A 25,773-nucleotide genomic window follows, 5' to 3' on the forward strand; every position below is an offset into this window, starting at 1 on the left:
TCGCCTCGCGCCGCCACGTGATTCTTTTTCGGTCCGGCGAACTGGGCGGCGGCCCCCGGGGAACCAGCCCCGGCACAGCAGCGAAGGACTGTGCCCCACCAGGGGCGCGAGGAACGACGCGACCAGCCACAACACACCCGCACTCGCACCCGCACGTCCGACCGACACAATCCGCTGGCGACGGACGAGGCCGGATCACGCGCCCAAGCAGCATGCGCCCCACCAGGGGCGCGGGGAACTGCGCGACCAGCCACAACACACCCGCACTCCCCAACACACAGGCAGAGGCACCTCCAGCACGATCCGCCGGACGACGGCTAGCCGCTCGCCGCGCAGACCGTGTCGCGGGCCGGGCGCTTGCCCGTGACCAGGAAGTCGGTGACCGTCCGGTCACCGCAGGCGTTGCCGTTGGCCACGTACGCGCCATGCCCGACGGCGTCCACCGAGACCATCCTCGCCCGGTCACCGAAGGCGCGGCGCAGCTTCACGGCCCCGCTGTGCGGTGTGGCGACGTCCCGCAGGTTCTGCACGAGCAGCACGTTCGACGGGCCGCGCGAGGTGATCCGTACCGCCGGTTCCCTCGGCTCGTACGGCCAGAAAGCGCACGGCATGACACCGGCGGGCATCCCCGCGGTGAGCGGATGCCGTGCCCGGTTCTCGGCGACCTTCCGCTCGTAGCCGGGGATCGAGCGCGGCCAGGACACGTCATTGCAGAGGGTGCCCACGGAGACGGCCATGATGTTCCGCAGCTCGTCGTCCGACGGCTTGCCCGGAGCGGGCAGCGGCCGGCCGTCGCGCGCCGCACGGATCAGCTGGGCGAGGGCCGCGAAACGGTCCTTGGAGTGCAGGCCGTCGACCAGGGAATGCCGCAGCACATTGCCGTTCAGCTCCGCCGGGTTGGCGCCGTCCCACGGAATGGGCCGTCGGTCGAGGCGGGCCGCGAGGCTGAGGATCATCGGGCGGATGGCCGCTGGCTTCTCCGCCAGCCGGTCCGGGTTGCCCGGCGCGGTCGCCCATGCGGCGAAGGCGGGCAGGCTGTCCTCGACGCCGACGGCGTAGTTGGCCAGCCAGGCGCGTGCCCCGCGCTTCGGGTCCGGGTCGTCATTGCTGTCCAGCACCCAGCGGTCGGTGCGGCCGGGGAACATCTGGGCGTACACGGAGCCCGCGTACGTCCCGTACGACAAGCCCCACGCCGACAGCTTGCGCTCGCCGAGCGCCTGGCGGACGCGGTCGATGTCCCTGGCCTCGTTCCTGGTGCTGATGTTGCGTATGAGCTCACCGCCGTCCCGGGAGCACGTCTGCGCGATGTGCCGGCCGCTGGCCACGCTGCCGGTGACGCCGCCGTCCACGTCCGGCCACGGCCGCAGCTTCGTCATGGCGAGGTCCTCGTGCGCCAGGTCACAGCTGACGGGCGTGCTGCGGCCGACGCCCCGGGGGTCGAAGCCGATGAGGTCGTACGCCTCGCGCACCGCCTTAGGCAGCTTCTTCCCCTTCGTGGTCGGGCCGTTCAGACCCGGCGAGCCTGGCCCGCCGGGGATCATCAGCAGGACGCCCCGGCGAGCCGACGGCTCCTCGCTGCGGACCCTGGAGATGGCGAGGCTGATCTGCCGGCCGCCGGGGTCGGCGTAGTCCAGGGGGACCGCGACCGTGGCGCACTCCTGCCGCGGACCCGCCGCGGCATCCGCACACTTCCCCCAGGTCAGCGGCGTGTCGGAGGCGGGTGCCTGGGCGCGGGTCCCGGCGCCGGGGGTGCCCGCCTCGGCAGCGGGGGCGGCACCGACCAGGGAGGCGGTGAGAGCGAGGGCGAGCGCCGGAACCGAACGGATGGCTGCTCTGCCGCGTGTGCTTGGCTGCGTGATTCCCATGGCCCGAGTCTCGCCGCGACCCTCTCCTGTCACCAGTGACCCACCACGACACCCGACAGGGGGTAAGGCCCCTTGCCTCAGCGCCCGACAGCCCTCACCCACGTTCCGCTACGAGCCAAATCCCGGCCGCCACCAGCCAGTTCACCACCAAGATCGCGCCAACGCGCAATATCCGCACAACCGTTGGGGCATGCCGGACGTCTTGAGAGGTACACGCGTCATAAGCGCGTATGCGCGTCATAAGCGTGTATCAGCGCGGAAAGACGTGTAATCGACGGCAATCATCTGGGGGTACGTAATGCGACGGTGGGGCACTGCAATGGCTGCGATCATGCTGGCGGGCGCCGGGCTGTCGGCGACAGCCGCGACGGCCAACGCTGCCACGCCACCCGCGGCGTCCGACGCCACCTGCAACGCGACGTGGGGCAGCGGCGGCAAGAGCAGCGAACCGACCAGCTACCAGCCGCTGGAGAACATCAGGGCCGGGCAGCACGCCTGCTTCGACCGCCTGGTCTTCGACGTACGCGGCACGGGCGACGAGCCCATCGGGTACCGCGTCGGCTACGTCAACGAGCTGCGCCAGGACGGTTCCGGTGACCTGATCAAGGTCAACGGCGGCGCCATACTTGAGGTGCGCGCGGCCGCGCCGAGCTACGACCCTTCGACGGGCCAGGCGACCTACAAGGGGCGGGCGGGGCAGCCGCTTCCCGGTGTGAACATCACCGGGTTCAAGACGTTCAAGGACGCCCGCTTCGGCAGCAGCTTCGAAGGTGACACACAGATCGGCCTCGGCGTCCGCGCCAAGCTGCCGTTCCGCGTGACGCAGACGGACAACCACCTCATCGTGGACGTCGCGCACTCCTGGACCGCGACGCGCTGACGCGGGTCACCGCGACGGCTCACGGCACCGCTCCGCGTCGCCGCTGACACGAGCCGCCGCACCGGCGAGAGTCACCGACAGGCCCCGGCCACGCCCTTCACGGCGGGCCGGGGCCACTGTCATACCCGCCACGGACCGGCGCCTCACGCCTTCCGGCAGATAAACCACTTCTCTCCATATCCGCCGATTACCAGCCTGTATCCGGCCAGTCTTTCGCCCCACCCTCCCCTGCCGCCACAGCGCATGCCAGGGTTGACCCCATGAGGCATCCACGATCAACACCCCTGCGACGGAGCACCTTTCCCGGTGCTGCCGCCACAGCGGGGCTGACCGCCGCCCCATCCCCCTCGTTCACGGCCACCACTGCCCGGGGCGCCCGCGACGGCTTTTCCCCGGCCGCCCTGACCGGCCACTACGAGGCCGAGCCTGAACGCGACGCGCCTCGGCGCCGCCTGCCGCTCCCCGACCCGCGCATCTGACGCGGAGTTCCCGGCCCAGGCAGCAACGCACCTCCCACCTCGCCCCGACCCGCCGCGCAACGAAGCGGCCGGCCGCGCCCGCACCCCCTTCCGCGCCCCCACGCGCGGCTTCACCCGGGCACGCCCACACGCCCTCGCGCTGATCACTGCGACCGCTCTGGCCACACCCTTCGCTCACAGCACGCCCCAACACGGGTCGCAGCGGTGTCTTCGGACGCTCCCGACCCACATGCCCCACAGCCCGACCACCGTCACAACGACCGAACCACATGGGGTCGCTTCACCTCACCTGCCCCATATGCCACTCACTCGACCTCCCACCCAACCGCCGTACCGCCCTCACCGCCGGTACCGCGCCGCGTACGTACGAAAGGCAAGAACATGAGACACATATCCGCGACTCCCCTGTCCCGGCGCTCCGTTCTCGGGGGTGTCACCGCGGCCGGACTGACCGCCGCCCTGGCGTCCCCCTTCGCCGCCACCGCCGACGCCGCCACCAAGGACACCCGCTTCCGCTTCGACCTCCCGCCTCCGACCGGCCCCTACCCGGTCGGCATGACAGACCTGCACCTCATCGACCACGACCGCGACGAGCAATGGACCGAGGGCCCGCGCCGCCCCCGCGAACTGATGATCAGCATCTGGTACCCGGCGCGCCGGGGCGCCGAGGGGCCGGCCACGCCCTACGGCGGTCCGCTGACAGCGACGGCCATCGAGGAGCTCGCCGTTCGCGACTTCGCGATCCCGGCCGGGTCCGTGGACTGGGCTGGCATAGGCACCCACGCCAAGACCGGCGTCCCCGTCGCCCCGAGCGCCCGCCGCAGCCCGGTCGTGCTGTACGAGCCGGGGTTCCACTCAGTGCGCAACTCCGATGTCCTCCTGGTCACCGAGCTCGCCAGCCGGGGTTACGTCGTCGTCACCGTCGACCACACCTACGAGGGCTTGGCGGTCGAGTTCCCCGGCGGACGGCTCTGCCGGCCTTCCCCGCTGCTCATGGACATGGAGCCGTTCGAGAAGCGGAACCGCACGGTGATCAACTGCCGGGTCGCCGATCTCCTCTTCGTCCTCGACCAGTTGCAGGCACTGGCGCGCGGCCGCAACCCGGACGCCGCGCGGCGCCCCCTGCCCCATGGCCTCAGGGGCGCGCTGGACATGCGACGCCTCGGGGCTTACGGGCACTCCCTCGGCCCCTCTGCTATGGCCGAAACCATGCGCCTCGACCGGCGCATCCGGGCCGGTGTCGTTCAGGACGGGCCGCTCGGCTACGACGAGTCCGACCCGCCGCCGGTCGCCTTCACCGGCCTGCGTCAGCCACTGATGATGATGGGCGGCGTGTTCAACGGCCTCCCGGTCAACCATCTGCACATGCCCTCGTGGCCGCTGTTCTGGAAGAACACGCCCGGCTTGAAGCTGGACCTGTGGTCCAAGCAGGCCGCTCACCACTCGTACACCGACTACCAGGCCGCCTTCCCCGTCCTCCACGAGCGGTTCGGCCTGCCGCAGGAGATGCTGGACCAGATCGGCACGGTCCCCCCGGCGCGTTTCATCGCGACCCGCCGCGCCTATCTGACCGCCTTCTTCGACCAGCACCTGCGCGGCCGCCATCAGCCCCTGCTCGACGGCCCGTCACCGCTCTACCCCGACGTGGAGTTCCTCGACGACTGAGGCGCGCCCCGCTGACAGCGCCCTCGCCACCGGTCCTGGCCCCGGCCCGCACGACAACGCGGGGCCGGGGCGCCCCTTCACCGGCAGCGGCCGCGCCATCACGCACGACCGCTCCACCTCACAAGAGAAGGTCACACCATGAGGCCTCCCCGATCAATCTCCCTGGCCCGGCGCGCCGTTCTCGGCGGTGCGGCGGCCACCGGCCTGACCGCTGTCCTGGCGCGTCCCGTCGGGGCCGCCACCCGCCAGAACACCACCCGGAACACCCCGTTCCGCCTCGACCTCCCGGCCCCCACCGGCCGCCACGCGGTCGGCATGACCGAACTCCACCTCATCGACCGCCACCGCGACGAGCAGTGGGCCGAAGGGCCGCCTCGCGCCCGTGAGTTGATGGTCAGCGTCTGGTATCCGGCCCGCGGGGGCGCCGAAGGCCCCACCGCGCCGTACGCCAGGCCGCGGACGGCCGGTGTGATCGACGCGTACGCGCAGCGGAGTTTCGGCCTCCCCGCCGGCGCCGTGGACTGGGCGGGCACCAGCACCCATGCCAGGACCGGTGTCCCCGTCGCCCCGGGCGCCCGGCGCAGGCCGGTGGTGCTGTACACGCCCGGCTTGCAGGCGCCGCGCGGCTCGGACACCGTGACCGTCTCCGAGCTGGCCAGCCACGGCTACGTCGTCGTCACCGTCGACCACACCTACGACGCGATGGCGGTCGAGTTCCCCGACGGTGACCTCCGTACGTCCTCACCGCTGCTCATCGACCTGCCCCCGGACCAGCGGACCAGGGCAGCCGTCGGCACGCGGGTGGCCGACCTCCGCTTCGTCCTCGACCAGTTGCGGCTCCTGGCGCGCGGCCACAACCCGGACGCCGCACGGCGCCCGCTGCCGCACGGGCTCTGTGCCGCCGTCGACATCTCACGCGTCGGCGCCTACGGGCACTCCCTCGGCCCCTCCGGCATGGCCGAGGCCATGCTCGTGGACCGCCGTATCCGGGCCGGTGTCGGCCAGGACGGGCCACTCATCTACAGCAGGACCGAGCCCGTCCAGGCGGCCGTACGGGGCCTGCGCCAGCCGTTCCTGCTGATGGGCAGCATGCTCGGCGGCCCGGAAGGGACTCCCTTCCATCACCGCTCGCCCAGCGTCATCGGACTGGCCGGCCTCTGGGAGCACTCGCCCGGCTGGAAGCGCGATCTGTGGTCGAAGGAGGCGGCCCACCAGTCGTACACCGACTTCCAGATCGTCATCCCCGTGCTCGACGAGCGGTTCGGCATCCCGGCGCGGGCGCGGGCGCAGGTCGGCACGGTGCCTCCCGAGCGTTTCACCGCGACCCGCCGCGCCTATCTGACCGCCTTCTTCGACCAGCACCTGCGCGGCCGCCACCAGCCGCTGCTCGACCGGCCGACGGCCCGCTTCCCCGACGTGGAGTTCATCGGCTAGCGCGCACGACGTCCGGACGGCCCGGAGCCCGCCCCAGCCCCGCGACCGTGCGGGGCCGGGGCCCCGCCGTACGACCGGCACGCAGGGCGGGGCTCTCCGCTCTCAGCCCGCCAGCAACCGCGCCTCGACCTCCGGGTCCAGGCCCACCTGCGGCCGGTCAGGGCGCTGCGGCGGCTGGCCGCCGATGCTCTCCAGCCACGCCCAGGTGTCCGCCACGGTCTCCGCGACGGGGCGGCAGCGCAGCCCGGCGGCAAGGGCCTTGGAGACGTCGCCGCGGTGCAGCGCGTCGTGCAGTTCACCCCTCGGCACCCAGACCGGCAGCTGCGACCACGGCTCAACACCCGCCGCGACCAGGGCTTCCCCGTCCATCCAGCGCAGCTCGGCGTCGCTCCCCGTGACCCGCGCGCAGGCGTCGAGCAGTTCGCCGGTGGTGGTGTGACCAGGCTCGCTGATGATGTTGTACGGACCGCTGAGGCCGCGTTCGGCGGCGTCCAGGCACCAGTTGGCGAGGTCGCGCGCGTCCACGTACTGCAAGGGCACATCGCGGGGGCCCGGAGCGAGCACGGGGCCGCCGCGCGCCATCCGGCCCAGCCACCAGGGCAGTCGCCCGATGTTCTCGTACGGGCCGAGGATCAGCCCCGCGCGCGCGAGCAGCGCCCGGTCGCCGAAGGCCGCGAGAACCGCCAGTTCCCCGCCGCGCTTGGCCCGCGCGTAGTCCACGTCCCCGCCGTCGTCGGGGGACCCGGCCACCACCGGCCAGTCCTCGTCGTGTCCGGCCGCCGACGGGTACTCGTACACCGACCCGCTGGAGACGTAGACGTAGCGCCCGACCCGGTCGGCCAGCAGGCGGGCGGTGTCCCGGACCGCCGACGGCGCGCCGGACCAGGTGTCCACGACGATGTCCCACTCCCCCTCAGCGAGCGCAGCGAGCCCGCCCTCCGCGGTGCGGTCGCCGTGCAGGGCCGCCACCCCGGCCGGCGCCGCGTGGTGCCCGCGGTGAAAGACCGTCACCTGCCATCCGCGTCCCAGGGCCGCCTCGGTGACAGCTCGGCCCACGAATTCCGTTCCACCCAGCATCAGCAATCTCATGGGGTGACTGTGCCCCCTGATCGGCGTGTTCGGGCCGGACGCACGCTCTCAGCGGATTCGCCAACAGCAGAAGAAGCGGGACGCGGCCCAGTTCACCGGCGGTCCCGGAAGACCCGCCGTGACGAGCGAGAAGCGACAGCCCCCGCCCGGTCGACCCGGGCGGGGGCTGTCGTACGGCGTTCACAGCGTTCACAAGTGGCGTACGTACGCGGCCGAACAGGCGGCGTACGCGCGCGTGGGCGCGCTTACCCAGCCGCCCGCAGGCGCTGGGCGACCTCCGTCGCCCAGTAGGTCAGGATCATCCCCGCGCCCGCGCGGCGCACCGACGTCAGGGTCTCCATGATCGCCCGTTCCCGGTCGATCCACCCGTTCGCCGCCGCGGCCTCGACCATCGCGTACTCACCGGAGATCTGGTACGCGGCGACCGGCACGTCCACCGCGTCCGCGATCTGGCGCACGATGTCCAGGTACGGAAGGGCGGGCTTGACCATCACCATGTCGGCGCCCTCGGCGAGGTCGAGCGCCAGCTCGCGCAGGGACTCCCTGGCGTTGGCCGGGTCCTGCTGGTACGTCTTGCGGTCGCCCATGAGCGAGGAGCCGACGGCCTCCCGGAAGGGGCCGTAGAACGCGGACGAATACTTCACGGTGTACGCCAGGACCGACACGTCCTGGTAGCCCGCGCCGTCCAGCGCCTCACGGATGACCCGGACCTGGCCGTCCATCATGCCGCTCGGGCCGACCGTGTGCGCGCCCGCTTCTGCCTGCGCCCGCGCCATCTGGGCGTACCGCTCCAGCGTGGCGTCGTTGTCCACCCGGCCCTCGGCGTCCAGGACGCCGCAGTGGCCGTGGTCGGTGTGCTCGTCCAGGCACAGGTCCGACATGATCACGAGCTCGTCGCCGACCTCGGACCTGACGTCCCGCAGGGCCACCTGGAGGATGCCGTCCGGGTCGGTCCCCGGCGTGCCCACGGCGTCCTTCTTGGACTCCTCGGGCACGCCGAACAGCATGATCCCGCCGAGGCCCGCCTCGACCGCCTCGACGGCTGCCTTCCGCAGGGTGTCCCGGGTGTGCTGCACGACGCCCGGCATGGACGCGATCGGCACCGGCTCGCTGACGCCCTCGCGGACGAACGCGGGCAGGATCAGTTCTGCCGGGTGCAGCCGGGTCTCGGCGACCATCCGCCGCATGGCGGGGGTGGTGCGCAGCCGCCGGGGCCTGGCCCCGGGGAAGCTGCCGTAGTCCATGGTCAAGAGCGTGCCCTCCTACGCGATCCGGGCCGCCGCTCGCTCGGGCGCGTGACCGGGTCCCCGGCCTCGATCGCGGCGGCTCGCCGCGCCGCACCGAACTCGGCGAGCGCCTCGGCGAGCTTGAGCACCGAGGGCTCGGGCGACAGCACGTCCACCCGCAGGCCGTGTTCCTCCGCGGTCTTCGCGGTGGCCGGGCCGATGCAGGCGATGACGGTGACATTGTGTGGCTTGCCCGCGATGCCGACGAGGTTCCGCACGGTCGACGACGAGGTGAAGAGCACCGCGTCGAAGCCGCCGCCCTTGATCGCCTCGCGGGTTTCCGCGGGCGGCGGCGACGCGCGCACCGTCCGGTACGCGGTGACGTCGTCCACCTCCCAGCCCAGCTCGATCAGCCCGGCCACCAGGGTCTCGGTGGCGATGTCGGCGCGCGGCAGGAAGACGCGGTCGATCGGGTCGAAGACCGGGTCGTACGGGGGCCAGTCCTCCAGCAGCCCGGCGGCGGACTGCTCGCCGCTCGGCACCAGGTCCGGCTTCACGCCGAACTCGACGAGCGACTTGGCGGTCGACTCGCCCACGGCGGCGACCTTGATCCCGGCGAAGGCGCGGGCGTCGAGACCGTACTCCTCGAACTTCTCGCGCACCGCCTTGACGGCGTTGACCGAGGTGAAGGCGATCCACTCGTAGCGGCCTGTGACCAGGCCCTTGACCGCGCGTTCCATCTGCTGGGGGGTGCGTGGCGGCTCCACGGCGATGGTCGGCACCTCGCTGGGCACCGCGCCGTAGGACCGCAGTTGGTCGGAGAGTGAGGCGGCCTGTTCCTTCGTACGCGGTACGAGGACGTTCCAGCCGAACAGCGGCTTGGACTCGAACCACGACAGCTGGTCGCGCCGCTCGGCCGCGCCGCGCTCGCCGACCACAGCTATGACCGGCTGCCCGCCGTCCGCGGAAGGCAGCACCTTCGCGGACTTCAGTACCTGCGCGATCGAGCCGAGGGTCGCCGACCACGTCCGCTGCCGTGTCGTCGTACCGGCGACGGTCACGGTCAGCGGCGTGTCGGGCTTGCGGCCCGCGGCCACCAGCTCGCCCGCGGCCGCCGCGACGGTCTCCAGGGTCGCGGAGACGACGGCGGTGCCATCGCTGGCGCCGACCTCGCTCCAGCAGCGGTCGTCAGCGGTGCGGGCGTCCACGAAGCGGACGTCGGCACCGCGGGCGTCGCGCAGCGGGACACCGGCGTACGCGGGGACACCGACGGCGGCGGCGACACCGGGTACCACCTCGAAGGCGATGCGCTCACCGGCGCACGCCAGCATCTCCTCGGCGGCGTAACCGTCGAGGCCGGGGTCGCCCGCGACGGCACGGACGACCCGCTTGCCGCCGCGCGCGGCCGCCATGACAAGATTGGCGGTGTCCCTAAGCACCGGGACTCCGGCGGCCGCTGACGAGCCGTCAGCCTCGGTCTGCCGTAGTGCGCTCTGCGCGTCGGCCGCGACATTCGGCCGTACGTGCGCGCGTACTACGTCGAGCACTTGCGCGTCAGCGATCAGCACATCCGCGGTGGCTAGTGCCTCCACGGCGCGCAGCGTCAGCAGTCCGGGGTCGCCTGGCCCGGCACCGAGGAAGGTGACGTGCCCGCAGCCGGGGTGGTTTGGGGCGGTGGGGTTCAAAGTGCTCGCTCCCCCATAAGACCGGCCGCACCCTTGGCGAGCATGTCGGCGGCGAGTTCGCGACCCATTGTCGTGGGGGTCACGGTGCCGTCGGCCACGCTACGAGAAGAAGAGGTGGGTACGGGACCAGTGGTGGACAGCTGCACCAGCGCCGAGCCGTCGGTTGTGCCGACGACGCCGCGCAGGCGCATTTCGGTCATGACCTGCCCATCAACCAGCAAGTCGGCCAGTGCGCCCACAGGGGCGCTACAGCCGGCTTCCAGGGCGGCGAGCAGGGAACGCTCGGCGGTCACGGCGGCCCGCGTGTACGGGTCGTCGAGCTCGGCGAGCTGGGCGGCGAGGTCCGCGTTCGACGCGGCGCACTCGATCGCCAGTGCCCCCTGGCCGGGGGCGGGCAGGATCACGTCGGCGTCGATGATCTCGGTCGCCTCCCCGATCCGGCCGATGCGGGTGAGGCCGGCCGCAGCCAGCACCACGGCATCGAGCTCCCCGGACCGGACGAAGCCGATCCGAGTGTCGATGTTGCCGCGAATCGGCACGGTCTCGATCTCGAAACCGTGCGTCCGCGCCCACGCGTTGAGCTGCGCCATGCGGCGCGGCGAACCTGTGCCGACGCGGGCGACACGCCCGGCGGCGGCCGCGTCGGCGGCCAGCCCCTCGAACGTCAGCCCGTCGCGGGCGACCAGCGCGTCGCGCGGGTCCTCGCGCGGCGGCACGGCCGCCAGCACCAGGTCGTCGGGCTGCGCGGTCGGCAGGTCCTTCAGCGAGTGAACGGCGAAGTCGATCTCACCGCTCAGCAGCGCGTCACGCAGCGCCGAGACGAAGACGCCGGTGCCACCGATCTGCGCCAGGTGCTCGCGCGAGGTGTCGCCGTACGTGGTGATCTCGACCAGTTCGACGGGGCGCCCGGTGAGCTGCCGCACGGCGGCGGCGACCTGTCCGGACTGGGCCAGCGCGAGCTGGCTGCGCCGGGTGCCGAGGCGCAGCGGGCCACCGAGCCCGGCGGCGACGCGGCCAGGCGGTGCCTCGCGCCGGTCGGGTGTGGGGGGTGAGCTGTCGGTCATGCTCGGCCTCGCTTCGGGTCGTTCACATCGGCCCGGCTGACGGACGCGACCGCCTCCGGGTCGAGATCGAAGAGTTCGCGCAGCGCGTCCGCGTATCCGGCACCGCCGGGCGTGCTCGCGAGCTGCTTCACGCGCACGGTCGGCGCGTGCAGCAGCTTGTCGACCACGCGGCGCACGGTCTGCGTGATCTCCGCGCGTTGCTTCTCGTCAAGATCGGGCAGGCGTCCGTCGAGCCGGGCGATCTCGCTCGTGACGACGTCCGCGGCCATGGTGCGCAGGGCGACCACGGTCGGGGTGATGTGGGCGGCCCGCTGGGCGGCGCCGAACGCGGCGACCTCGTCGGACACGATGGCCCTGACCTGGTCCACGTCGGCGGCCATCGGTGCGTCGGCGGACGCCTCGGCGAGGGACTCGATGTCCACGAGCCGTACGCCGTCGAGCCGGTGCGCCGCCGCGTCGATGTCGCGCGGCATGGCGAGGTCGAGGAGGGCGAGCGGCCGGTCCTGACGCTGCCCGGCGGCCTTCCGCAGGCTGTCGGCGTCCAGCACGAGACCGGTCGCGCCCGTACAGGAGACGACGATGTCCGCCTCGGCCAGCTCGGTGACCGCCTCGCTCATGGGCACCGCGCGGGTCAGCAGGGCGTGGCCGGAGGCGGGGGCGCCGTGCTTGGCGCACGACGTGCCGTCCGCGGTCGGCACCCCGGCGACGCACACGTGCGCGGCGTCGGCGTCGGAGCTGCCGGAGCTGTCGGCGGGCACGGTGCCGCCGGGCCCGAAGGTGTCCACGGCCGCGTCGGCCGCCACGCCGTCGGTCACGGCGGCGCTCTGCTCGGCCAGCGCCGTCGCCAGTCGCCGGGCGCGGTCCAGCGTGCGGTTGGCCACGGCCAGCTCGGCCACACCGGCGCGGGCCAGCGTGGTCGCGGCGAGCGAGGACATCGAGCCCGCGCCGATCACCAGCGCGCGCTTACCCGCGGCCCAGCGCTCCACAGGGCCGCTCTCGGCCAGCTGCTCCAGGCCGAAGGTGACGAGCGACTGCCCGGCCTTGTCGATCCCCGTCTCGCTGTGCGCCCGCTTGCCGACCCGCAGGGCCTGCTGGAACAGGTCGTTCAGGAGGCGCCCGGCGGTGTGCAGTTCCTGCCCCAGCGCGAGTGCGTCCTTGATCTGGCCGAGGATCTGGCCCTCGCCCACCACCATCGAGTCGAGCCCGCAGGCCACCGAGAAGAGGTGGTGAACGGCCCGGTCCTCGTAGTGCACGTACAGAAACGGCGTCAGCTCGTCCAGCTCGACACCGGTGTGCCGCGCCAGCAGCGTGGACAGCTCGGCGACCCCCGCGTGGAACTTGTCCACGTCCGCGTACAGCTCGATGCGGTTGCAGGTGGCGAGCACCGCCGCCTCCGTCGCCGGCTCGGCGGCCAGCGCGTCCTGTAGCAGCTTGACCTGCCGCTCGCCCGGCAGCGCGGCGCGCTCAAGCACGCTCACCGGGGCGCTGCGGTGGCTCAGGCCGACGACCAGGAGACTCATGCCGGCATCACGGCGGGCACGTCCCCGTCAGGTCCGTTGTTGTTGTCCGACGCGTTACGGGCGGCGCGCTCGGCGGCCGTACGGGCGGCGCGCGCGGCCGCGGCGGCCGGCTCACGGCCGCCGTTACGCGCGGGGGCCGGGGGCTGCGACGCGTCCTGGGCCGCGTCCTCGCCCGCCTTGCGCTGCTCGTGGAACGCGAGGATCTGCAGCTCGATCGAGAGATCGACCTTGCGTACGTCCACGCCGTCGGGAACGGTGAGCACGGTGGGCGCGAAGTTGAGGATCGAGGTGACACCGGCGGCCACGAGACGCTCGCAGACCTGCTGAGCGGCACCGGCCGGGGTGGCGATGACGCCGATCGAGACGCCGTTGTCGCTGATGATCTTCTCAAGCTCGTCGGTGTGCTGCACCGAGATGCCCGCGACGGGCTTGCCCGCCATCGCCGGATCGGCGTCGATGAGCGCGGCGACGCGGAAGCCGCGGGAGGCGAACCCGCCGTAGTTGGCGAGGGCGGCGCCGAGGTTACCGATTCCGACGATCACGACGGGCCAGTCCTGGGTCAGGCCCAGTTCGCGGGAGATCTGGTAGACGAGGTACTCGACGTCATAGCCGACCCCGCGGGTGCCGTACGAGCCGAGGTAGCTGAAGTCCTTGCGCAGCTTCGCGGAGTTGACCCCCGCCGCGGCCGCCAGCTCCTCCGAGGACACCGTGGGAACCGAGCGCTCGGAGAGCGCGGTCAACGCGCGCAGATACAGCGGAAGCCGGGCGACGGTGGCCTCGGGAATCCCTCGGCTACGGGTCGCCGGTCGGTGAGTTCGGCCAGTTGCCACGGTGCTCCTGCGGGTAGAGCGGGGCTGCGGGCGGCCGCACGTCCCAGGGCCGCCCCGTGAAGTGCAGGCTATGCCTTTGTGAACGCGTGCACAAAGATGGTGTCCGCTTTGTCCGACCAAAGTGACCGGTGTCACGCACCCTTTCGGGCCGATTCCGGAACTGCCACCAGAGTCACACCGTTCACGCCACTCACACCGCAATCGCGGGGTCACCAACGGGGGCACGCACCCACACTCCTCACCGCTATGCCCCCGGATACCTACAAATCGCCCACGATCGTAATCGACCGCGGCCGCCCTTCCGAACCCGTCGGCCCCAGGCACAATGTCCAGCATGAGCCCGCTGCTACGCCGCACCGCCGCGAAGAATCCCGCCGAGAGCACCGTCACGCTGATCGGCAAGCCCGGGTGCCATCTGTGTGACGACGCACAGCAGGTGATCGAAAAGGTCTGTGCCGAACTCGGCGCCTCATGGGAGAAGAAGGACATCACCGAGGACGAGGAGCTGCACCGGAAGTACTGGGAGCAGATCCCGGTCATCCTCGTCGACGGCGCCCAGCACGACTTCTGGCGCGTGGACCCGGCCCGGCTACGCAAGGCACTCGGCGGCTGAAAACCGCCGCCACCTGGGCCGCGCCTCATCCGGCCACCGCGACGCCAAGCCCGCAAGCGGAAGCACCCGCATGGCCGGAATGCAGGGTTCCCGGCTGTACGCGGCAGCACCAGGACACGCCTCCGGCACCACCCCCACCGGCCCCGCGCATGCGCCACAGCGGCCGCGCTGGCGGAAACCCGTAGCCGAAAGTTCACGTCCGCCGAAACATCCCGACTCCGGATGGACCGAACAAACTGGCTATGCTCGCGCTATGGCCGCTCTTGGATGGCTCACTCCCCGCAGGCGCTCGGCTACAGCACGCAGCGTGCTGGCCGGCGAGGCCGCGGCGGAGGCCGCGCGTAAATCCGCACAGGAACTCCAGGGAGACGTCGAGGGAGAGCTCGCCGGAGCCCCCGAGGAGAGCGCCGAACCGGAATTCCCCGTACCCGGCGACGACCTCGCCGCCGCGTTCTTCGATCTCGACAACACGGTGATGCAGGGCGCGGCGCTCTTCCACTTCGGCCGCGGCCTCTATAAGCGGCACTTCTTCCGCAAGCGCGAACTCGCCCGCTTCGCCTGGCAGCAGACCTGGTTCCGGCTGGCCGGCGTCGAGGACCCGGCCCATATGGAGGACGCGCGCAACAGCGCCCTGTCCATCGTCAAGGGCCACCGCGTCTCCGAGCTGATGTCCATCGGCGAGGAGATCTACGACGAGTACATGGCCGAGCGCATCTGGCCGGGCACCCGCGCCCTCGCCCAGGCCCATCTCGACGCCGGGCAGAAGGTCTGGCTCGTCACCGCCGCCCCGGTCGAGGCCGCGACGATCATCGCCAGGCGGCTCGGCCTGACCGGCGCGCTCGGCACGGTCGCCGAGTCCATCGGCGGCGTCTACACCGGCAAGCTGGTCGGCGAGCCGCTGCACGGCCCGGCGAAGGCCGAGGCGGTTCGCGCCCTCGCCGCCGCCGAGCGCCTGGACCTGTCGCGGTGCGCGGCGTACAGCGACTCCGCCAACGACATCCCGATGCTGTCGATCGTCGGCCACCCGTACGCGATCAACCCGGACGCCCGGCTCAGCAAGTACGCGCGCGAGCGCGGCTGGCGGCTGCGCGACTACCGCACGGGCCGCAAGGCGGCCAAGGTCGGCATCCCGGCCGCCGCCGGAGTCGGCGCGGTCGCCGGTGGCGCGGCCGCCGCGGTGGCCCTGCACCGCCGCCGCCGCTGAGACCGCCACCGCCACTGAGAGCGCCACCGCCGAGACACCATCGAGCCGCCACGGCATCGCGGCGGCCACCGGCACCGCACGGCCCTCGCCGCCGAACGCCGCGAAACCGTCGCGGCCCCTATACACCCTCTCCGGTACACCCTCGTCGCCGCCGGCATCCAGGCCGCGCCGACGGCTTCGGGGAAACGGTTACACACAGCGACCGCCACGCGCGGCCCGCGCCCCCGCCCCGATCAACCGGGCCGCCACGCGGACACCTGCGCGCGCAGCTTCCGCCGGGCGGACGGCCATCGGCCACAGGTCCCGGCACAGCGGTGGCCACGGAAGCCGCAGCCACCCTCCCCAACAGGGGGTTTCGGCCAATCCAGGCTGCATACCCCCACGCGGCTCCCGCCAGTCCTGTTACGTCCTGATTGCCACAACAGGCCCCGCAATTAAACAGAACGCGAAGCTTTTCGATCAATTACCGATCGCTGTTCGACCTCTGAACGACCGTCAAGGCATCACAGACCGGACGGAAACGGCGATTTAAGCAACTGGGTGTAGCGTCACCTATACGAAGCGTTATTCTCCTCAGACGCAACCGGTACCCACACGTCCCTACGACGAGTGAACGGTCCCGCACTGCACGTGATGGAAGCTCTGCCTCTGGGAGTCCCGTGTACCCACACGTCGGGGTTGACGCCTCGGGCCTGGCTACGCTCCGCGCAACGGTCGTTGACCGACTGCGCGGCTTCGTCCCCACCGCGTACGCCGTCCCCGCTGTCCCCGCATTCGCCACACCCGTCCCCGCAGCCTCAGCCGCGCCCTGCTACACCCTGGCCAACGGAAGCACGACCGTCAGCAGGCGCGCCCGTGGCGGTGCCCCAACCGCCCGCCGTCCCAGCGCCGACAGCGACAGCCATCGCATGATGGAGCTGGTCGAACGCGCCCAGTCCGGCGAAGCCGAAGCGTTCGGCCGCCTCTACGACCAGTACTCCGACACCGTCTACCGCTATATCTACTACCGAGTGGGAGGCCGGGCCACCGCCGAAGACCTCACGAGTGAGACCTTCCTGCGGGCCCTGCGCCGCATCGGTACCTTCACCTGGCAGGGCCGTGACTTCGGCGCCTGGCTGGTGACCATCGCCCGCAACCTGGTCGCCGACCACTTCAAGTCGAGCCGCTTCCGGCTTGAGGTCACCACGGGCGAGATGCTCGACGCCAACGAGGTCGAGCGCAGCCCGGAGGACTCCGTCCTCGAATCCCTCTCCAACGCGGCGCTCCTCCAGGCGGTGCGCAGGCTCAATCCGCAGCAGCAGGAGTGCGTCACGCTGCGCTTCCTCCAGGGCCTTTCCGTCGCCGAGACCGCCCGCGTCATGGGAAAGAACGAAGGGGCGATCAAGACCCTCCAGTACCGGGCGGTACGCACTCTCGCACGCCTCCTCCCGGACGACGCCCGCTGATCTCAGCAGCCAGCCGAGCAGCGTCCTCACCCGTCGGTTCGTCCTCACCGGTCACCCGCGACGCGCTCGGCGGTCCTTCCGTGGGCCCTTTCGCGATCTTCTCGCGGGTCAACCGGCGACTCCTCCCTAGGCCACTTGGCGGTCCGATCATCAGGACCGCGTAACCCGCCTGCCGCGCCGCTCGTTGTGCGGGATGCAGGCTCCCTGCGGTCACGCCATGCCCGCAACTACTCACTCGATCGAGTGGAAGCGCTCAAGGCGTGCAACCTCCCAGGCGCCCTGAGGAGTCGACCATGATGACGAGAGGAGGTGCCGCCCGTGATCGCGAACGTATCGGCGCACCGGCGGGCTCACGCCTTCGCCCAAGCCCTGGAGGAGCAGGAACTCCAGGACACGGCAGCCGGACAACCGGACCCCACGGAGGACAACGCCGAACGTGGCCGGATGCTGGCCCTGACGAGCGAGCTCGGCGAGCTACCAGCACCGGAGTTGGACCCAGAGGTCAAGACAGTTCAGCGGGCCCAGTTGATCGCCGCCATGGAGTCGGCCTTCGCCGACGGCGCCGTCCAGGTGCCGGAGCAGCGCTCGCCGCGGTTCTCCGGCAAAGGGAGCCACCGGGCGAGTCCGCTCCACCGGTTCCGTCCCCGCTCGCGGTGGTCAAAAGGGCTCGCGGCGGGAGGACTGACGGTAGGAGTGGCCGCTGGGGCGTTCGGCGGTGTCGCCGGAGCCAGCTCCGACGCCCTGCCCGGTGATTCGCTCTACGGCCTCAAGCGAGGCATGGAGGATTTCAAGCGCGGCATGGCGGACGACGACAGCGACCGCGGCCGCATCTATCTGGACCAGGCGTCGACCCGTATGCAGGAGGCGCGCCGCCTCATGGAGCGCGGTCGCGCGGGCGAGCTGGACCACGAGTCGCTCGGTGAGGTGCGCAGGGCGCTGTCCGGAATGCGCCATGACGCGTCGGAAGGCCACCGGTTGCTGCACAGGGTGTACGAGCGGGACGGCTCCCTGGGGCCGATGCGGGAGCTGTCGTCCTTCACCAAGTCCCACCGCGACGGCTGGAGCCAGCTCCGTGACCGGCTGCCCCTTCAGCTCAGGGACGTGGGCGACGAGGTGAGCCTGGTCTTCGACGCCATAAACGAGGAGGTCGAGCCGCTGCGCTCGCTCTTCCCGCCCGACCCGGACGAGCAGCGAGGCGCCCAGCCCGAACCCAGCGCCCCCCGGAGCACCAGCGCCCCGCAGCCGGACCGTCCGGCGCCGCGCTCCTCCACTCCCAAGGAAGACCGCCCGGACAAGGCCGACAGCCACCCACGCCCGTCGGTCTCGGAAAGCAAGGCCAAAAAGACAGAGGGGCTGCTCGGCGGGACCGGTCTGCTGGAGCCACCAGCCGACGTCGGCATCCCGTCCCCCTCCGGCAAGACCAGCGACGACGCGCCTCAGCCGGACGTCACCATCCCGCCGCTGCTGCCCAACCTGCTGCCGGGCCTCGGCCTCGACGCGGAGGACGCGAAGGACGTGAAGGGAGCAAACGGCTGAGAGTCCGGTGCCGTGTCCGCACGTATCCCGTCCGGACACAGCACCGGCCCAGCCACATCCTCACCCCTCGCCACACGACCGGACCACCGCGCCCCGAGCGCGGCGCCAGAGCTCCAGCTCAGAGCTCCAGAGGAAGACGGAGCCCTAAAGACCCAGCTCTAGAAGAAGACCGAGCGCCGCCGTACCAGCAGCTTGTACAGCGTGTGCTGGATGGTCTCCCGCACCTGGTCCGTCAGGTTGAACATCAGCATGGGGTCGTCGGCCGATCCCGGCGGATACTGATCCGTCGGGATCGGCTCGCCGAATTGAATCGTCCACTTCGTCGGCAGCGGCACTCCGCCCAGCGGCCCGAGCAGCGGGAACGTCGGCGTGATCGGAAAGTACGGGAAGCCGAGCAGCCGGGCGAGCGTCTTGGAATTCCCGATCATCGGATAGATCTCCTCGGCGCCGACGATCGAGCACGGCACGATCGGCGCCCCGGCCCGCAGCGCCGTGGACACGAAGCCGCCTCGGCCGAACCGTTGGAGCTTGTAGCGCTCGGAGAACGGCTTCCCTATCCCCTTGAAGCCTTCCGGCATCACGCCGACGACCTCACCGCGTTCCAGCAGCCGCTGCGCGTCCTCGGCGCACGCGAGGGTGTGCCCGGCCTTGCGGGCCAGCTCGCTGACGATGGGCAGCATGAACACCAGGTCAGCGGCGAGCAGCCGCAGATGGCGGTCGGCCGGGTGGTGGTCGTGGACGGCCACCTGGAGCATCAGCCCGTCCAGCGGCAGCGTTCCGGAGTGGTTGGCGACGATGAGCGCGCCACCCGCGTCCGGGATGTTCTCGATGCCCCGCACCTCGACCCGGAAGTACTTCTCGTACATCGGGCGGAGCATCGACATCAGCACCTGATCGGTGAGCTCCTGGTCGAAGCCGAAGTCGTCCACCTCGTACTCGCCGGTGATCCGGCGGCGCAGGAAGCTCAGGCCGCCCGCCAGCCGCTGCTCCCAGCCGGCCCCGGCGTCCGCCTCCGGCCCACCGTGCTCGGGGCCGGCCGCCGTCTCTTCGCGGGAGCCCGGCGGCACGCCGTTCACCCGCGGCAGGTCTTCCCCCTCCTGCTGCGGGGGCACCGGCTGGAGCGGTGCCTGGGACCGGTTCGTACGCGACGACCGCTTGCCCTTCCTCCGTGACCGAGGTTCCTCACCGAACGGGATGACCTTGGCGTCCGCCATCGTGGTGCGCTCCTCAATTCTGGCCGCCGCCGGCAGGCAGCACCGCGGCGATCCGGTCGACGGTACGAGCGAGAGCCTCGGGCGGCAGCAGCCCCGGGCCGCGGCTGCGCGCGTAGTCGGCGAAGGCGTCAGCGGTGGTGTACTTGGGTTGGAATCCCAGTGTCTCGCGCATCTGCGTCGTTTCCACGACCCGGCCGTGAGTGAGCAGGCGAATCTGCTCCGGCGAGAAGTCGGTGAAGCCGACCGAGCGCAGCATCGAGCCCAGCCAGGTGACGGTCGGCGGGAGCAACGGCAGAGTCGGGCGGCCGAGTCGTCGCGCGGCCTGCGAGAGCAGCAGCACGCCGTCACCCGCGATGTTGAAGGTGCCGCTGTTCAGCGTGGCCCGGCGCGGCTCGGCCGCGGCGATACGCAGCACCTCGATCGCGTCATCCTCATGGACGAACTGCAACCGGGGGTCGAAGCCGATGATGGTGGGCAGCACGGGCAGCGCGAAGTACTCGGCGAGCGGGGAGTCCGCGCACGGGCCGAGCACGTTGGCGAACCGCAGCACGCACACGGCGACGTCGGGGCGGCGCCTGGCGAAGCCCCGCACGTACCCCTCGACCTCGGCGGTGTCCTTGGCGAAGCCGCCACTCGGCAGCGACTTGGGCGGAGTGGTCTCGGCGAAGACGGCGGGGTCGCGGGGCGCCGAGCCGTAGACGCTGGTGCTGGACTTGATCACGAGCCGGGTCACCGCCGACGCCTTCTGGCAGGCCCCGAGGAGCTGCATGGTGCCGATGACGTTGGTCTCCTTGACCGACGCGCGGCTGCCCCTGGGCCCGAGCGGCGTGCCGTTGATGTCCATGTGGACGACGGTGTCCACGGAGTACTCGGCGAGTACTTTGGCGATCGTCGGGTGCCTGATGTCGGCCCGTACGAATTCGGCGCCGCCGAGGTGGTGCTCGGGCGGCACGGCGTCCACGCCGATCACCCGGTCCACGTCGGGCTCACGCTGAACACGTCGGACGAAACGCCCCCCTAATTGCCGTGCGACTCCGGTGACGAGCACGACCCTGCCCAAGATCAGCGCCTACCTTCCCACCATCGCGAGAGCCACCACCCAGTGGGCCCGGCCCTACCGCCTACCACTCACCGTATCCGCCGAATGGCGCGCTGTGATGACCACCCGCTGCGACAAGTGGCAATTCCAGCCCACCCGCGCCCCGGGTTCCCCGCCCGGCCACAAACGCACCGCAGCCCTCCCACCATGAGGTGGAAGGGCTGCGGAGCGTCGCACAGCGTTGCTTACTTCTTGTTGCGTCGCTGGACGCGAGTGCGCTTGAGCAGCTTGCGGTGCTTCTTCTTCGCCATCCGCTTGCGCCGCTTCTTAATAACAGAGCCCACGACTACCCTCGCTCACTTCGATTCACTCGGTGCGGGGCGTCCGAGCCCACACGACCTACATCGGGCCAGCCTACCCGGCACCGAGCGAACGGCGTAATCCGAGGGCGCGCTAGGCGGACTCCACCCCCACATACGACTCGCGGAGGTACTCGTGCACCGCCTGCTCCGGGACCCGGAACGACCTCCCGACCCGGATAGCGGGCAGATGACCGCTGTGCACCAAGCGGTACACGGTCATCTTCGAGACTCGCATTACCGAGGCGACTTCCGCCACGGTCAGAAACTGGACCTCGTTCAGAGGCCTCTCGCCAGCAGCCATGACACACCTGAACCTTCCGCACATGACGGGCACCGGCTTCCCCTCCGGTGACTCCTCGTCGCTGCGCGCTCACTCCCCAGAGTAGGGGCGGGTGATACGAGTGGGGAAGAGGAGTAGCGACCAGCCGCCTACTGTGACAGACACGCTCGATTGAGTACATAGCGAGTAAGCGGCCGGTAGTAATCAGACCGCACAGCGTCATCAAGCGGAACGGCGACGGACACCTGTCCCTCCGCCTCTCCGACGAACAGCGCGGGGTCGTCCGTGTCGGCCAGACCGATGGCCGCGATACCTAGCTGACCTGCACCGCAGACCCACCCGTGGTCCCCGATGACGAGATCGGGGAGGGCGGTGCCGGCGTCTGCGGCGGTGGCCAGAGCGACACGGATGGGGAGCGGAGAATGGGTATGCACGCCCGGCTCACTTCCGGGTGTTCGAGCGCCGGGTTCTCGCATCAGCGCGACTCCTCGGTCGTAGTCAAGGTTGTGCGTACGTACTCCAAACCGGGTCGTTATGTCGACACAGCTACCCTGCGCTGGGGTGAGAACAGGACATCCAGCCGACGAGAGGGCGTCCGCCAGCTCGGCGTAGAAGCCCAGGAGACGGTGCGGATGGCCGGTGCCGAGCAGCACCGGGGCCCGACGCCGCGCTACGGAACCCAGCCGATCGGCGAAGGCGTCGAGCGCGGCAACCGTACGATCCGGATCGATCACATCCTGGCCGGTGACATACCCGGGATTGTCAGAAACACCGCACCGAGCGCTCATAAGACTAAGCAACTCGGCGAAGGTCCAGTCATGTTCGGACTCAAGACCGATCGTCGCGCGAGGGTCGCGCGCGACGAACAGCCTATAACGCTGCAGGCTCCGTTCCCGGCTGGTTGCCACGGTCCCGGCAAGCCGCACCGCCAGTAGATACGCCCGGAGGGCGGAGGTGCTCAACACACCGCTGATCGTGGCGGATCACCACTGATCACCGCTCAGAAACGCTCATACGGCCCACACTTGGCGTAATCGGTAGGAGGAGTCCGAGCGTCCGACCTCTTCCAACTGGGCGCGGGCGGGCCTGGCGCGGGCGGCCTGACAGGCACGAACGTTCCGGCGGGGAGCCGCACCGCGCGAAACCGCCCCACCGCCGGGTCCTCCGTCACGGCGGCGGAAACGGCGCGGCTACGGCAGCAGCCCGTGCGCGGGGAACACCGCGCGCCGGGTGGCGAGGACCGACTGGTCCAGCGCGTCCGCCGGGTCATAGCCCCACTCGTCCCAGCCGCGCCACCGCGGCTCACGCCCGTCGGTCATGCGCTTCGGCGCCTGCTGCCGCGTCCGCGCGTACACCTCGTGCCGCCACTCCTCGGGCGTCTCAGCCGCCGGATCGACCGGCTGGCCAGCGGCGATCCCGACCAGATGGGTCCAGGTCCGGGGCACCACGTCGACCACCGCGTAACCCCCGCCGCCCAGGGCGACCCAGCGGCCGTCCGCGTGCTCGTCCGCCAGTTCGCGGCAGCTCGCGGCGACCGCGCGCTGCGCGTCGACCGTCACCGCCAGGTGCGCCAGCGGGTCGTCGATATGCGTGTCAGCGCCGTGCTGCGTGACCAGCACCTCGGGGCGGAAAGCGGCGACCAGCTCCGGCACCACGGCGTGGAACGCCCGCAGCCAGCCCGCGTCCCCGGTCCCCGCCGGCAGCGCCACATTGGCCGCGCCGCCCTCCGCCGCGTCGCCGCCCGACTCCTCCGGCCACCCGGTCTGCGGAAACAGCGTCCGGGGATGCTCATGCAGCGAGATCGTCAGCACGCGCGGGTCGTCCCAGAACGCCGCCTGCACGCCGTCCCCGTGATGCACATCGACATCCACGTACACGACACGCCGCGCGCCCAGCTCCAGCAGCCGCGCCACCGCGAGCGCCGCGTCGTTGTACACGCAGAACCCGGACGCGCTGCCCGCCATGGCGTGGTGCAGCCCCCCGCTGAAGTTCACCGCACGCCGCGTCCTGCCACTCCACACCGCCTCCGCCGCCCCCACGGACTGCCCGGCGATCAGCGCCGACGCCTCATGCATGCCCGCGAACGCCGGGTCGTCCGGCGTGCCCAGACCATACGAACCGTCCGCCGAGGCCGGATCGGCCGATACCCGGCGCACCGCCGCCACATAGTCCTGCCGGTGTACGAGCCCCAGGGTCGACGCCCCGGCGGACTTGGCGGCCACCACATCGACCGCGCGATCGAGCCCGAACGCCTCCACGAGCCGCATCGTCAGCCCCAGCCGAACCGGGTCCATCGGATGCCCGGGGCCGAAGTCGTAGCCCGTTACTGCCTCATCCCACATCAGCTGTGCGCGGCCGCTCATGCCCGTCACCGTATCTGGCATCGCCGACAGCGAAGGAACGGGCGTAGAACAGTGTCGCCAACACGAGCCCCATGGGTATCAGCATTGCCGCGCGATAGCTCCACGTCCCGCCCACCACACCGACGAGGGGCGAGCCGACGAGGAAGCCCACGTAATTGAAGACGTTCAGCCGTGCGATGGCGGTGTCCGAGGCGGCCGCACCGGGGAAGAGCTGCCCCGCCGCCGCGAACGTCTGCGGCACGATCACACACAGCCCGAGCCCCAGCAGCGCGAACCCGATCATTCCCGCCCAGGCCCCCGGAGCGGCGGCGACGGTGGCGAAGCCGCCCGCCGCGAGCAGCGCACCGCCGCGTACGACCGACACGGGACCGAAGCGCCGTACCGCCCGGTCCCCCACGACCCGCCCGAGCAGGGTCGTCGCCATGTAGAGGCTGTACGGGACGGTCGCCACCTGCTCGGAGCTGTCCAGCACGTCTTCCAGATACTTCGCGCTCCAGTTGGAGACGGTGGAGTCACCGATGTACGCGAAGGCCATCACCAGACACAGCGGCAACAACGGCCGCATGGACACCTTGGCTCCGGCGGCTCCGGCGGCTCCGGAGAAAGGTTTCGCCGCTGCTTCTGCCGACGGCTGGTCAGCGAACCAGCGGCTGGCGGCCAGGGCGACCGGCGCCAGCACGGCGACGGCCGCCCCGTACAGCACCGCGAGCGACAGCTCCCCGCGTGCGCCCACCCAGGCGAGCGAGGCGCCCGCGATGGCGCCCACGCTGTACGCGGCGTGGAATCCCACCATGATGCTGCGGCGGTAGGCCCGCTGCAGCCCGACGCCCAGCATGTTCATGGCCGCGTCCAGCGAGCCGACCGCGAGACCGAAGACCGCGAGCGCGCAGGCGAGTTGCCAGAGCGCGTCCCCCGCCCCCGCCAGGGCGAGCGCGAGGCACACCATCGGCTGGGACCACCGCAGGACGTTGCTGGGCGGCAGCCACCGCACAAGGCGTTCGGTGCCCACACTCCCGACGCCGGCGAGTACCGGTACGGCAGCGAGGAACAGGGGCAGCAGCCCGTCCGATATCCCGTACCGGTCCTGAAGCCGCGGAATGCGCGTGACCAGCAGCGCGAAAACGACGCCTTGCACGGCGAAGCTCACGGTGAGGGCGGCTCGACCATGCCGGAGGCGCGCAGCTGTCATGGCGGAGCAGCGTACGGCCCGCCACTACCGCTGGGTAGACCGATCACGCGAGGAGTTGCGGCAGGTCCTCCATGGCCGAGAAGTGCGCGTGCGCCTGGGCGAGCTTGTCGGCCGGGGTCATCGCGGTGAACCCGTACACGTCCATCCCCGCGGCGACGGCGGCCTGCACCCCGAGCGGGCTGTCCTCCACTACGGCACAGCGGTCGGGCGCCGCGCCCATCGTCTTGGCCGCATGCTGGAACAGATCGGGAGCGGGCTTGCCCCGTCCGACGTCCTGCGAGCTGAAGATGTGCTCCTCGGCGAACAACTCGTACAGGCCCGTCTTCCGCAGCGCGACACGGATGCGTTCGTGGCTCCCGGAGGACGCGAGGCAGTACGGGACGCCGTCCGCCCGCAGCTTCTCCAGCACAGCGCCCACACCGACGACGGGCTGGAGTTCGCGGCGGAACGCCTCGAACACGCGGTGGTGAAAGGTCGCATCGAAGTCCGGCGGCAGCTGCCGCTCATAGCGCTCAAGCACCAGATCGTGAATGCGGTGCATGGCCGACCCCATGTAGTCGCGGATCGACTCGTCGTACGTTGTGGGGTGGCCCAACTCCGTGAGATACGCGGCGAGAAGGCGGTTCGAGATCGGCTCACTGTCGACGAGCACGCCGTCGTTATCGAAGATGATCAGGTCGTAGCGCATGAGCGCAGTCTACAAAGCACATCGACAACGCAAGAAAGCCCTGTCGGGGACCCCGAAAGGGGCTGCCCGACAGGGCTTTTGCAATGATTGTTCGGCGGCGTCC

Annotated in this window: 23 protein-coding genes; 8 read left to right on the top strand and 15 right to left on the bottom strand. The window is 71.1% G+C overall.

Translation table 11 applies throughout. The annotated features are described in order from the left end of the window. Positions 1-317 precede the first annotated feature (317 nt). Entirely contained in the window at positions 318-1,865 is a 1,548-nt protein-coding gene (locus AC5P1B_RS29655; RefSeq protein ID WP_493891038.1) for an alpha/beta hydrolase, read from the bottom strand. A gap of 298 nt (positions 1,866-2,163) precedes the next feature. Between AC5P1B_RS29655 and AC5P1B_RS29660 the strand changes: the two genes are divergently transcribed. The 4 genes from AC5P1B_RS29660 to AC5P1B_RS29675 all read left to right on the top strand — a co-directional run bounded on the left by AC5P1B_RS29660 (position 2,164) and on the right by AC5P1B_RS29675 (position 6,323). After that, a complete protein-coding gene (locus AC5P1B_RS29660; RefSeq protein ID WP_493891039.1) occupies positions 2,164-2,745 on the top strand; it encodes an AMIN-like domain-containing (lipo)protein in 582 nt (193 codons plus the stop codon). A gap of 260 nt (positions 2,746-3,005) precedes the next feature. Then, a complete protein-coding gene (locus tag AC5P1B_RS29665; protein WP_493891040.1) occupies positions 3,006-3,224 on the top strand; it encodes a hypothetical protein in 219 nt (72 codons plus the stop codon). Positions 3,225-3,605: 381 nt separating this feature from the next. Next, a complete protein-coding gene (locus AC5P1B_RS29670) occupies positions 3,606-4,889 on the top strand; it encodes an alpha/beta hydrolase family protein (RefSeq protein ID WP_493891041.1) in 1,284 nt (427 codons plus the stop codon). 138 nt (positions 4,890-5,027) lie between these two features. Beyond that, on the top strand, positions 5,028-6,323 hold the full coding sequence (locus AC5P1B_RS29675) for an alpha/beta hydrolase family protein (RefSeq protein ID WP_493891042.1): 1,296 nt from the start codon (positions 5,028-5,030) through the stop codon (positions 6,321-6,323). A gap of 102 nt (positions 6,324-6,425) precedes the next feature. On the opposite strand, the gene AC5P1B_RS29680 is transcribed toward AC5P1B_RS29675, so the two are convergent. From AC5P1B_RS29680 to AC5P1B_RS29705, 6 genes are all read right to left on the bottom strand, one after another. Beyond that, the gene (locus AC5P1B_RS29680) at positions 6,426-7,400 is read right to left on the bottom strand and encodes an NAD-dependent epimerase/dehydratase family protein (protein WP_493891061.1); all 975 of its coding nucleotides are present in this window, start codon (positions 7,398-7,400) and stop codon (positions 6,426-6,428) included. A 257-nt stretch (positions 7,401-7,657) separates the two neighbouring features. Further along, positions 7,658-8,656 carry a porphobilinogen synthase gene (gene hemB, locus AC5P1B_RS29685; RefSeq protein WP_493891043.1) on the bottom strand — a complete coding sequence of 333 codons (999 nt, stop codon included), beginning with the start codon at positions 8,654-8,656 and terminating at the stop codon, positions 7,658-7,660. Between the two features lie 2 nt (positions 8,657-8,658). Further along, positions 8,659-10,323: a bifunctional uroporphyrinogen-III C-methyltransferase/uroporphyrinogen-III synthase gene (locus AC5P1B_RS29690; protein ID WP_493891044.1), complete on the bottom strand. Its 1,665-nt coding sequence runs from the start codon at positions 10,321-10,323 to the stop codon at positions 8,659-8,661. After that, entirely contained in the window at positions 10,320-11,387 is a 1,068-nt protein-coding gene (gene hemC, locus AC5P1B_RS29695) for a hydroxymethylbilane synthase (protein WP_493891045.1), read from the bottom strand. Before hemC ends, AC5P1B_RS29690 begins: the two co-directional genes overlap by 4 nt. Further along, on the bottom strand, positions 11,384-12,907 hold the full coding sequence (hemA, locus tag AC5P1B_RS29700) for a glutamyl-tRNA reductase (protein ID WP_493891046.1): 1,524 nt from the start codon (positions 12,905-12,907) through the stop codon (positions 11,384-11,386). The genes hemC and hemA overlap by 4 nt, the downstream gene beginning before the upstream one ends. Next, on the bottom strand, positions 12,904-13,737 hold the full coding sequence (locus AC5P1B_RS29705; RefSeq protein ID WP_493891048.1) for a redox-sensing transcriptional repressor Rex: 834 nt from the start codon (positions 13,735-13,737) through the stop codon (positions 12,904-12,906). Before AC5P1B_RS29705 ends, hemA begins: the two co-directional genes overlap by 4 nt. Before the next feature lie 334 nt (positions 13,738-14,071). Here AC5P1B_RS29705 and AC5P1B_RS29710 point away from each other — a divergent pair, with 334 nt between their 5' ends. The 4 genes from AC5P1B_RS29710 (at position 14,072) to AC5P1B_RS29725 (ending at position 18,535) form a co-directional block, all read left to right on the top strand. Continuing rightward, positions 14,072-14,350 carry a glutaredoxin family protein gene (locus tag AC5P1B_RS29710; protein ID WP_493891049.1) on the top strand — a complete coding sequence of 93 codons (279 nt, stop codon included), beginning with the start codon at positions 14,072-14,074 and terminating at the stop codon, positions 14,348-14,350. A gap of 253 nt (positions 14,351-14,603) precedes the next feature. Further along, the gene (locus tag AC5P1B_RS29715; RefSeq protein ID WP_493891050.1) at positions 14,604-15,554 is read left to right on the top strand and encodes an HAD family hydrolase; all 951 of its coding nucleotides are present in this window, start codon (positions 14,604-14,606) and stop codon (positions 15,552-15,554) included. Positions 15,555-16,213: 659 nt separating this feature from the next. After that, the gene (locus AC5P1B_RS29720) at positions 16,214-16,999 is read left to right on the top strand and encodes an ECF subfamily RNA polymerase sigma factor, BldN family (protein ID WP_493891051.1); all 786 of its coding nucleotides are present in this window, start codon (positions 16,214-16,216) and stop codon (positions 16,997-16,999) included. Positions 17,000-17,317: 318 nt separating this feature from the next. Further along, the gene (locus AC5P1B_RS29725; protein ID WP_493891052.1) at positions 17,318-18,535 is read left to right on the top strand and encodes a DUF5667 domain-containing protein; all 1,218 of its coding nucleotides are present in this window, start codon (positions 17,318-17,320) and stop codon (positions 18,533-18,535) included. 158 nt (positions 18,536-18,693) lie between these two features. Here AC5P1B_RS29725 and AC5P1B_RS29730 read toward each other — a convergent pair whose 3' ends face one another. From AC5P1B_RS29730 to AC5P1B_RS29765, 8 genes are all read right to left on the bottom strand, one after another. Further along, positions 18,694-19,749, bottom strand: coding sequence for a lysophospholipid acyltransferase family protein (locus tag AC5P1B_RS29730; RefSeq protein ID WP_493891053.1), 1,056 nt, complete (start codon positions 19,747-19,749; stop codon positions 18,694-18,696). A gap of 13 nt (positions 19,750-19,762) precedes the next feature. After that, positions 19,763-20,809 (bottom strand): NAD-dependent epimerase/dehydratase family protein, encoded by a 1,047-nt coding sequence (locus tag AC5P1B_RS29735; protein ID WP_493891054.1) that lies wholly within the window; start codon positions 20,807-20,809, stop codon positions 19,763-19,765. Positions 20,810-21,033: 224 nt separating this feature from the next. Next, positions 21,034-21,132 carry a 30S ribosomal protein bS22 gene (locus AC5P1B_RS29740; RefSeq protein ID WP_003948845.1) on the bottom strand — a complete coding sequence of 33 codons (99 nt, stop codon included), beginning with the start codon at positions 21,130-21,132 and terminating at the stop codon, positions 21,034-21,036. A 109-nt stretch (positions 21,133-21,241) separates the two neighbouring features. Continuing rightward, complete coding sequence (locus AC5P1B_RS29745) at positions 21,242-21,451, bottom strand: helix-turn-helix domain-containing protein (RefSeq protein WP_014053989.1); 210 nt, start codon at positions 21,449-21,451, stop codon at positions 21,242-21,244. A 128-nt stretch (positions 21,452-21,579) separates the two neighbouring features. Then, entirely contained in the window at positions 21,580-22,395 is an 816-nt protein-coding gene (locus AC5P1B_RS29750; protein WP_493891056.1) for a phosphatase, read from the bottom strand. A 225-nt stretch (positions 22,396-22,620) separates the two neighbouring features. Further along, positions 22,621-23,793 carry an acetoin utilization protein AcuC gene (locus AC5P1B_RS29755; RefSeq protein WP_493891057.1) on the bottom strand — a complete coding sequence of 391 codons (1,173 nt, stop codon included), beginning with the start codon at positions 23,791-23,793 and terminating at the stop codon, positions 22,621-22,623. Then, positions 23,762-24,982 (bottom strand): MFS transporter, encoded by a 1,221-nt coding sequence (locus tag AC5P1B_RS29760; protein WP_493891058.1) that lies wholly within the window; start codon positions 24,980-24,982, stop codon positions 23,762-23,764. The genes AC5P1B_RS29755 and AC5P1B_RS29760 overlap by 32 nt, the downstream gene beginning before the upstream one ends. A gap of 43 nt (positions 24,983-25,025) precedes the next feature. Beyond that, entirely contained in the window at positions 25,026-25,670 is a 645-nt protein-coding gene (locus AC5P1B_RS29765; protein WP_493891059.1) for an HAD family hydrolase, read from the bottom strand. Between the last annotated feature and the right edge of the window lie 103 nt (positions 25,671-25,773).

This window comes from Streptomyces sp. A01 (genome assembly GCF_059026195.1).